Origin of the sequence: Sphingomonas sp., from assembly GCF_035555815.1 — a bacterium.
Taxonomy (GTDB): domain Bacteria; phylum Pseudomonadota; class Alphaproteobacteria; order Sphingomonadales; family Sphingomonadaceae; genus Sphingomonas.
In genome coordinates this window covers 1-8,825 of record NZ_DATMGG010000132.1, presented here as the reverse complement: position 1 = coordinate 8,825, position 8,825 = coordinate 1, and the positions used below count along the sequence as shown (strand labels likewise).

The following is an 8,825-nucleotide window of genomic DNA, read 5'->3' as shown; positions in this document are numbered from 1 at the left end:
GCCCCAGGTTGCCGACCAATATGACCTTGTTGACGCTGCCCGCCATGGAAATTCCCTACAAACCGATTGCCGTCGCGATCCAATAGGTCGCTCCCGCAGCGATGTAGGCCAACGCGAACAGGTAGCCAACCATGAACGCTGGCCATTTCCACCCGTTGGTCTCGCGGCGGGTGACGGCGATGGTCGAGATGCATTGCGGCGCGAACACGAACCACATCAGAAAGGCGAGCGCGGTCGGCAGGCTCCAGCGGTCCTTGAGCCGGTCCTGGATGCGGCCTTCGTTGGCGGCGTCGGTGCCGTCGATCGCATAGACGGTGCCGATCGCCGCCACCGCCACCTCGCGCGCCGCCATCGCCGGCAGCAGCGCCAGCGAGATGTCGCGATTGAAGCCGATCGGCTTCACCACATATTCGATGCCGTGGCCGATGCGGCCGGCGATCGAATAATCGACCTGCGACACGTCGGACCCGATGGGCGCCTTGGGAAAGCTGAGCAGCAGCCACAGCACCACCGTGGTCGCGGCGATGATCGTGCCGGCGCGCTTGAGAAAGATCACCGCGCGCTGCCACAGCCCCAGCACCACGTCGCGCACGCTGGGCCACTGGTATTTGGGCATCTCCATCATGAAGCCCGACGATTCGCCCCTGGTCACCGTCCGCCGCAGCACCAGCGCGACGCCGTAAGCGCCCAGCACCCCGGTGATCAGAAGGCCGAACATGACAAGCCCCTGCAACCGCACGAACGGCAGCACCTGGGTGTCGGGGATCATCGCGCCGATAATGAGGGTGTAGACCGGCCACCGCGCCGAACAGGTCATCAGCGGCGCGATCAGGATGGTGGTCAGCCGGTCCTTCTCGTCGTCGATGGTGCGGGTCGCCATGATGCCCGGCACCGCACAGGCAAAGGACGAGAGCAGCGGGATGAACGCGCGCCCCGACAGCCCGACGCTGGCCATCAGCCGGTCCATCAGGAACGCCGCGCGGACCATGTAGCCGGTCGATTCGAGCACGAGGATGAACAGGAACAGGATCAGGATCTGCGGCAGGAACACCAGCACCGCGCCGACCCCGGCGATCAGCCCGTCGGTGATCAGCGAGCGCAGGAAGCCGTCGGGCATCACCTCGCTCACCCAGCCGCCCAGCGCGGTGAAGCCGGCATCGATCGCGTCGGCGGGCACCGTCGCCCAAGTGAACACCGCCTGGAACATCACGAACAGCAGCGCGAGCAGCAGGATCGGCCCCGCCACCGGATGCAGCGCCACCGCGTCGAGCCGGTGCGTCCAGCGCCGCACCGCCGTCTCGGACAGGGTGGCGTGGGTGGCGATCGCACGGGCGCGGCGCTGGAGGACGGCGATGTCCTCCTCGACATGCCCGTCGCCCGCGCGAAGCGCGCGCGCGCCGCCGATGCCGACGACCTCACCCAGCCGCGCCTTCAATTCGTCGATCCCGCGCCGGCGCACCGCGACGGTCGGCACCACCGGCACGCCGAGTTCGGCGGCCAGCCGTTCGGGGTCGAGCTTCAGCCCGTCGCGTTCGGCCAGGTCGAACATGTTGAGCGCGATCACCACCGGCGTGCCCAGCGCGATCAGCTGGAGCGCGAAACGCAGGTGGTTGTCGAGGTTGGCGGCGTCGATCACCACCACGATCGCGTCAGGCAGCCGCTCCCCCTGCTGCCGCCCCAGCACCACGTCGCGGGTGACGCGCTCGTCGGGAGAGGACGGATCGAGGCTGTACGCGCCGGGCAGGTCGATCAACTCGACCTGGCGCCCATCGGGCAGGCTGGTGCGCCCGACGTGGCGCTCGACGGTGACGCCGGGATAATTGCCGACCTTCTGCCGCGCGCCGGTCATCGCGTTGAACAGGGCGCTCTTGCCCGCGTTGGGATTACCGACGAGCGCGATCAGCGGCGCAACGGAGACGGGAGCGTCCATGATATCGACTCAGTTGGCGGGGGCGACGTGGATGGCCTGGCCGACGTGGCGGCGCAGCGCCACCGTCATCCTGCCGATGCGGCAGGCGATCGGCCCGCTGCCCAGCGTCGCGCGGTGCATCATCTCGACCTCGACGCCCTCGTCCAGCCCCAGCTCGCGCAGCCGTCGCGCCTCGGGCACGCTCAGCATGTCCCAATCGACGGCGGCCACCACCCCGCGCGTCTTGCGCGGAAGCTGGCCCAGCCGAATCAGCGGGGGAAAGGCGGTGGGAGCGTTCATTGCTGCGAATGATTATCGATAGTGAAGACGCGCCGCGAGCACAATGGCCCACGATGGGTCGGGCTGCACAATCACCGGGCCGATAGCACGCCCTTTCCTCCCGCCGTCACCCAGACCTCCGTGCCGAAATCCACCGCGCGGCAGAGGAGGGACAAGACGCTCAGGGCGCGGCGGATGCGGCTTTGCGTGCCCCGGCACGCGCGCCGGAGGACGAAAAGGAACGCGGAGAATCGCCCTACCGCACCGGATAGCGCAGCCGGCCGACGAATCGCGACAGGCTGGGGCGGCGTTGCGCGCGCATCAGCACGCCAGCCTTGGTCTTTTCGAACGCCATGATCCCGTCGATGCGGCGCTGGAGGAACGCGCTCGTTTCCGCGTGCCCGTCGCTGTCGTCGCCCAGGAACACCTGCACCGTCGCGGCATGGACGCCACCCAGCATCGCCCGTTTGGTATAATGATTATAGTCGGTCGCGGTGTCGCCCGCCGCGCGCCACATCACGTCCGCCGATCGCCAGCCAAGCCGCGCGGCACGCGGGAGGTTCTGCGGCATCGCCAGCACCGCCAGCGCGCGGCGCAACGCCTCTCGCGATCCGGCGAGCAGGGCGAGCCGCGCCTCGACCAGGCCGGCGATCCTTTGCCGCACCTTCATCGTCGCCAGCACCTCTGGCGGCAGCTTGGCCAACATTCGCCGGTCGATGTCGGCGAACCAGGCATCGATCATCTCGATCGCGCCGCCGGGCCAGGCGAGCTTCGCCACGTCGGGATCGACCCCGCGCGCCGCGGCGGCCGCTGCGACCGCGCGCGCGGTCCAGCCGTCGAACGCCGCGTTGCCGGCGACGTCGCCGATCAGCGCGGCGCGAATCTCGTCGAGGGTGGCGTCTTTCAGGTCAGCCATGCGTCTTCCTCTGCGCCTGCGCGCCGACCGGCGCAAGCTGCACCGGCGTCCGCCCGCCCTTGCGCACCAGCACCAGCGCGACCGCGACCAGCCCGGCGCCGACGAAGTCGAGCCCGCCCAGCCGCTCGCCATAGGCGATCCAGCCGATCGCCCCGGATACCACCGGCTGCGCGAGCAGACCGATGCCGACCACCAGCGGCGACAATTTGCCCAGCGCGTAGATCATCAGCCCCTGGCCGAACACCTGGCTGACCATCGCCAGCGCGAACACCCCGCCCCAATGGCCGGGCAGGATCGATTCGCCGAACAGCACCGTGGCGACGAGCAGCAGCGGCACGCTGGCGATGCTCGACAGCGCCAGCGCCGGCAGCGGCGCCATCGTCTCGCGCACCCGCGACATCAGGATGAAATAGACGGTGTAGAACAGCCCCGCGCCCAGGCACAGGAGATCGCCGACCAGGTTTTCGGGCGAAAGCTGTGCCGAACGTCCAAGCAGCAGCCCACCGCCCGCCGCCGCCAGCCCCAGCGCGATCGCCTGCAACCGCGTCGGCCAGGCGCGGGCGATGATGAAGCCGTAGACCGGGAAGATCAGCGTCGCGACGTTGCCGAACAGCGTCGAATTGGCCAGCGTGGTCTGGAGGATGCCCGCGTGCCAACTGGCCAGATCGGCGGCAAAGGCGAGGCCGCTCAACCCCAGCACCCACCACAGCCCCCTTGCCCGCCGGATCGGCTGCTGCCGCAACAACAAAGATGCGCCCATCAGCACCGGCGCCGCCAACATCATCCGCCAGAACGCGGCGGCGACCGGCCCGGAATCGGCCATCCGCACGAACCACGGGCCAAAGGCGAGCGCGACATTCGCCGCCACCAGCGCGATCAGCGGTAAGATTTGACTTTGCGCCGGGGCAGCTTTTCTTGGGGCGTCATCCTGATGCATGACGCCCCATAACGCCCTAGCTTGTTCGCGTCGCCCCTTCAGCAAGGTTCCAGAAAATCATGCCAAGCCTGTTTGACCCGATCGATCTTGGCGCGATCCGCGCGCCCAACCGCATGTTGATGGCGCCGCTGACGCGCGGCCGCTCGACCGACGGCCATGTGCCGACGTCGGTGATGATTGACTATTATCGCCAGCGCGCCGGCGCCGGCCTGATCATCACCGAAGGCACCGGCATCAGCCGCGAAGGGATGGGCTGGCCCAAGGCACCGGGCCTGTGGACGGAAGAGCAGGTCGAGGCGTGGAAGCCGGTGACCGAGGCGGTCCACGCCGCGGGCGGCCGGATCGTGCCGCAGCTGTGGCACCTGGGCCGGCTGGCACGACCGGCGGTGATCGGGATGACGCCGCTGTCCTCTTCGGCGATCGAGGCGCCCTACATTCCCGGCAAGCCGACACCCTATACCTTGCCGCGCGCGGCGACCATCGACGACATCCGGCGGGTGATCGACGATTTCGGCACCGCGGCGCGCAACGCGATCCGCGCCGGCTTCGACGGGGTCGCGCTGCATGGCGCCAATGGCTATCTGATCGACCAGTTCCTGCGCGACAGCGTCAACCACCGCGACGACGACTATGGCGGCGCGCCTGAAAACCGCATCCGGCTGCTGATCGAAGTGGTCGACCGGCTGATCGCTGAGGTGGGCGCGGACCGCACCGGCGTGCGACTGTCGCCCAATGGCGAGACGCAGGGCGCGGATGACAGCGATCCCGAATCGGTGTTCGTCCCGGCCGCACGGGCACTCGCCGAACGCAACATCGCGTTCCTCGAGCTGCGCGAACTGTCGCCGACCGGCACGTTCGGCAACAGCGAGGCGCCCAAACTCTCGCCCGCGATCCGCAAGGTATTTCCGGGGCCGCTGGTGCTCAACCAGGATTATGACGCCACCAGCGCGCAGGCCGACCTCGACAGTGGCGTCGCCGACGCGATCGCGTTCGGGCGCCCTTTCCTCGCCAATCCTGATCTGGTCGAGCGGTTCCGGCGCGGCGCGGCGCTCAACAGCCCGGACACGCGCACCTTCTACACGGACGGGGCAAAGGGCTACACCGACTATCCGACGCTGGAGGAATCGGTCGCGGCGTGATCGTAGCGATCGAGCCAGGTGGTGACGGCACTGCGGATGCCGTCACGCACCGGCCGCTGGGTCAGCATCAGCGGCGCGAGCAGCAGCCACGGCCAGACAAAGGCCAGCCCGGCGAACACCAGCACCAGCAGGATGCCGATCACCCGCACGCCCTGCACCATGTCCGCCCCGCCGGGATCGAGCGCGAGCGTGCGCGGCCCCTTCCTGTCGTAAAAAGGTTGGGTGACGAGTTGCGCGCGCCCGTCGAATTCGGTGCGACGCGCCTGCGCGACCGGCGACGGTTTCGCCATCGGCACAGAGGAGGAGGAGGTGGTGGTGGTGGTGGCGCGCGCAGGTAACGAAGGGCGATCGTGCGTCACCGCCCGGCCGCTTCGCGTATCGATCACGACCAGCCGCCGGCCGCGCTCGACGACCTTGTAGCGGCTGGGCGGGATGTCGGTCACGCGACCCCGAATCGTTCCTTGAGCGCCAGCATCGCCAGTGCCGCCTGCGCCGCGCCGCCGCCCTTGTCGCTTTGCGCGGGATCGGCGCGGACGATCGCCTGCGCCTCGTTCTCGGTGGTCAGGATGCCGTTGCCGACCGCCAGTCCGTCCATCGACAGCGCCATCAGCCCGCGCGCGCTTTCGCCCGCGACGATCTCGAAATGATAGGTCTCGCCGCGGATCACCACGCCGAGCGCGACATAGGCGTCATAGCGGCCGCTTTCCGCCGCCAGCGAGACCGCCGCCGGCAGCTCCAGCGCGCCGGGCACGGTCACTGTCTCATGGCTGTGCCCGGCCGCCTCGATCGCGGCGCGGGCCCCGGCCAGCAGCATGTCGTTGAGATGGGCGTAGAACCGCGCCTCGGCGATCAGGACGTGCGCCATCAGTCGGCCCCGCCGCAATCGATCGCGCGCTCGCCGACGATCGACAGGCCATAGCCGTCGAGCCCGACCAGCGTGTGGTGCGTATTGGTAAGCAAGATCATGTCCTGGACCCCGAGTTCGGTGAGAATCATCGCGCCAACGCCGTAATCGCGCAACTCCTCCATATCGACCGGCAGAGTGCCCGTGCGCGCCTGCAACGCGAGCGTGAACTGGTCGGCGCGCGGCTTGTTGAGCACCACGATCACGCCCGCGCCCGCCGCGCCGATCATCTCCATCGATCGCCGCAACAGGCCCGACCGGTCGCCGTCCTCACCGAACACGTCGGGAATGATCGACAATTGGTGCATCCGCACCAGCACCGGCTGTTCGGGATCGATCTTTCCCTTGACCAGCGCGATCTGCTCGGTCCCGGTCGCCTTGTTCCAATAGGTGACGGCGGTCCACTCGCCGCCCCACGCGCTGACGAAATGCGCCTCGGCCTTCTTCTCCACCAGATGGTCGTAGCGGCGGCGATAGGCGATCAGGTCGCGGATCGTGCCGATCTTGAGCCCGTGGGTCTGGGCAAAGCCGATCAGATCGTCGAGCCGCGCCATCGTCCCGTCCTCGCGCATGATCTCGCAGATCACGCCCGACGGGTTGAGCCCGGCCAGCCGCGACACGTCGACCGCCGCCTCGGTATGGCCGGCGCGGACCAGCACGCCGCCGTCGCGCGCGACGAGCGGAAAGACGTGGCCGGGGGTGGTGATATGTTCGACGCCCTTGGTCGAATCGATCGCCACCGCGACCGTGCGCGCGCGGTCACCGGCGGAAATGCCGGTGGTGACTCCCTCGCGCGCCTCGATCGACACGGTAAAGGCGGTCTGGTGGCGAGTGCCGTTCGACTGGCTCATCAGCGGCAGGGCGAGCTGGTCGACGCGCTCGCGGGTCAGCGCCAGGCAGATCAGGCCGCGGCCATGGGTGGCCATGAAGTTGATCGCGTCAGGGGTCGCCATCTGACCGGGGATGATCAGGTCGCCCTCGTTCTCGCGGTCCTCATCGTCGACCAGGATGAACATGCGGCCGTTGCGCGCTTCCTCGATGATCTCCTCGATCGGCACCAGCGCCGGCCCGGCCTCACGCCGGGCAAGGAAGGTTTCGAGCTTGCGCAGCGTGTCGGCGGTGGGGTTCCAGTCCGGCTCGTCGAGGCTGCGCAGCGAGTTGGCGTGGAGCCCGGAGGCGCGGGCCAGGCCGGAGCGGGAAACCTCCCCGGACTGGACAAGATCGCGCAGGCGATCGATCAATTGCGTGCTCATGGCCGGCGTCAATATCACATCACAATGTGATATCAAGCCAGCGAATCACTTCTGGGTGTGATTTTCCAGAACGTCGCGCATCCGACCCAGATAGCGTGCCAGCACGTCGATCTCGAGGTTGACGGGCTGGCCCGCCGCGAGCGTGGCAAAGGTGGTGACGGCGGCGGTGTGCGGGATGATGTTCAGCCCGAATTCGACCCCGCGCGCGGTATCGGCGACCGCGTTGACGGTCAGCGACACGCCGTCGACGGTGATCGATCCCTTGGGCGCGATGAACGGCGCGATCTCACGCGGCGCGGCGATGGTCACGCGGTGCGATCCGCCTTCCTCGACCACGCTCGCCACTTCGCCGATGCCGTCGACATGGCCGGTGACGATATGTCCGCCCAGTTCCTCGCCCAGCTTGAGCGCGCGCTCAAGGTTGAGCCGCCGCCCGTCGGTCCATTGCCCCTGTGCGGTGCGGCCGACCGTTTCCCCCGACACGTCGACCGCGAACCAGCCCGGCCCGGTGTCGACCACGGTCAGGCACACCCCCGAACAGGCGATCGAGGCGCCAAGGGCAATGGTGGCGGTGTCATAGCCGGTCTCGATCACCACGCGCAGGTCACCCTGCTGCGCGACCGAGCGGATGGTGCCGATATCGGAGACGATTCCCGTAAACATCAGGCGCGCTCGTAAACCTCGAGCGTGTCGGTGCCAAGACGGCGGGTGTCGATCCGCCGCCAGCGACCATGAGCGGGCCCGAGATCGGCGAGACCGATGTCGCCCACCGACTGCCGCCCGCCGATCACGATCGGCGCGCGATAGAGCAGCAGCCGGTCGACCAGATCGGCGCGGAGGAACGCGGCGGCGGTCTGCGCGCCCCCTTCCACCAGCAGCCAGTCGACCCCGGCAAGACCCGCCGCCGCATCGGGCGACGATATCGCCGCCCAGCCATCGGGCACCGCGCCGCCGGTCAGCAGCACCCGATGCGGCGTGCGATCCTCCAGCCCGGCCAGCCGCACGTCGAGCCGGGGCGCGTCGGCGTCATAGGTCCCGCGTCCGACCAGGATAGCGTCGGCCCTAGCGCGCTCCAGATGGGCGTGCGCGCGCGATTCGGCGCCGGTGATCCAGCGGCTGGTCCCGTCGGCCAGCGCGATGCACCCGTCGAGCGAGGTCGCCAGCTTGAGCGTGACGTGCGGGCGCGCCCGCGCGCGGCGGGTCAGAAAACCCGCCATGGCCCGCGCCGCGCCGGTCGCGCCGGGTCCAACCTCTACCGTGATCCCGGCATACCGCAGCAGTGCGATGCCGGCGCCGTTCGTGCGCGGATCGGGATCGCCCAGCGCCACCACCACCCGCGCCACCCCGGCCTCCACCAGCAGCGCGGCACAGGCCGGCCCGCGCGCGGACACATGCGCGCACGGCTCGAGCGTGACGTAGGCGGTCGCGCCGCGTGCACCCACGCCCGCCTGCGCCAGCGCCATCGCCTCGGCATGGGGGCGACCACCC

10 protein-coding genes are annotated in these 8,825 nt (G+C 69.1%); 1 reads left to right on the top strand and 9 read right to left on the bottom strand.

The features are described 5' to 3' along the window. Nucleotides 1–55: 55 nt before the first annotated feature. The 4 genes from feoB to VNR91_RS07350 form a co-directional block, all read right to left on the bottom strand. The gene (gene feoB / locus VNR91_RS07365; protein WP_325490125.1) at nucleotides 56–1,930 is read right to left on the bottom strand and encodes a ferrous iron transporter B; all 1,875 of its coding nucleotides are present in this window, start codon (nucleotides 1,928–1,930) and stop codon (nucleotides 56–58) included. Nucleotides 1,931–1,939: 9 nt separating this feature from the next. Beyond that, a complete protein-coding gene (locus tag VNR91_RS07360) occupies nucleotides 1,940–2,209 on the bottom strand; it encodes a FeoA family protein (protein ID WP_325490124.1) in 270 nt (89 codons plus the stop codon). Between the two features lie 235 nt (nucleotides 2,210–2,444). Then, nucleotides 2,445–3,104 (bottom strand): COQ9 family protein, encoded by a 660-nt coding sequence (locus VNR91_RS07355; RefSeq protein ID WP_325490123.1) that lies wholly within the window; start codon nucleotides 3,102–3,104, stop codon nucleotides 2,445–2,447. After that, a complete protein-coding gene (locus tag VNR91_RS07350; RefSeq protein WP_414712389.1) occupies nucleotides 3,097–4,041 on the bottom strand; it encodes a DMT family transporter in 945 nt (314 codons plus the stop codon). Before VNR91_RS07350 ends, VNR91_RS07355 begins: the two co-directional genes overlap by 8 nt. Nucleotides 4,042–4,100: 59 nt before the next feature. Between VNR91_RS07350 and VNR91_RS07345 the strand changes: the two genes are divergently transcribed. Continuing rightward, nucleotides 4,101–5,180: an alkene reductase gene (locus tag VNR91_RS07345; protein ID WP_325490121.1), complete on the top strand. Its 1,080-nt coding sequence runs from the start codon at nucleotides 4,101–4,103 to the stop codon at nucleotides 5,178–5,180. On the opposite strand, the gene VNR91_RS07340 is transcribed toward VNR91_RS07345, so the two are convergent. The 5 genes from VNR91_RS07340 to ribD form a co-directional block, all read right to left on the bottom strand. After that, nucleotides 5,147–5,623 (bottom strand): hypothetical protein, encoded by a 477-nt coding sequence (locus VNR91_RS07340; RefSeq protein WP_325490120.1) that lies wholly within the window; start codon nucleotides 5,621–5,623, stop codon nucleotides 5,147–5,149. The genes VNR91_RS07345 and VNR91_RS07340 overlap by 34 nt on opposite strands. Next, a complete protein-coding gene (gene ribH, locus VNR91_RS07335) occupies nucleotides 5,620–6,045 on the bottom strand; it encodes a 6,7-dimethyl-8-ribityllumazine synthase (protein ID WP_325490119.1) in 426 nt (141 codons plus the stop codon). The genes VNR91_RS07340 and ribH overlap by 4 nt, the downstream gene beginning before the upstream one ends. Beyond that, nucleotides 6,045–7,337 (bottom strand): 3,4-dihydroxy-2-butanone-4-phosphate synthase, encoded by a 1,293-nt coding sequence (gene ribB, locus VNR91_RS07330; RefSeq protein ID WP_325490118.1) that lies wholly within the window; start codon nucleotides 7,335–7,337, stop codon nucleotides 6,045–6,047. Before ribB ends, ribH begins: the two co-directional genes overlap by 1 nt. Before the next feature lie 45 nt (nucleotides 7,338–7,382). Then, a complete protein-coding gene (locus VNR91_RS07325) occupies nucleotides 7,383–8,000 on the bottom strand; it encodes a riboflavin synthase (protein ID WP_325490117.1) in 618 nt (205 codons plus the stop codon). Further along, the coding region (gene ribD / locus VNR91_RS07320) for a bifunctional diaminohydroxyphosphoribosylaminopyrimidine deaminase/5-amino-6-(5-phosphoribosylamino)uracil reductase RibD (RefSeq protein WP_325490116.1) at nucleotides 8,000–8,825 on the bottom strand (826 nt) is incomplete at its 5' end. The genes VNR91_RS07325 and ribD, both read right to left, overlap by 1 nt.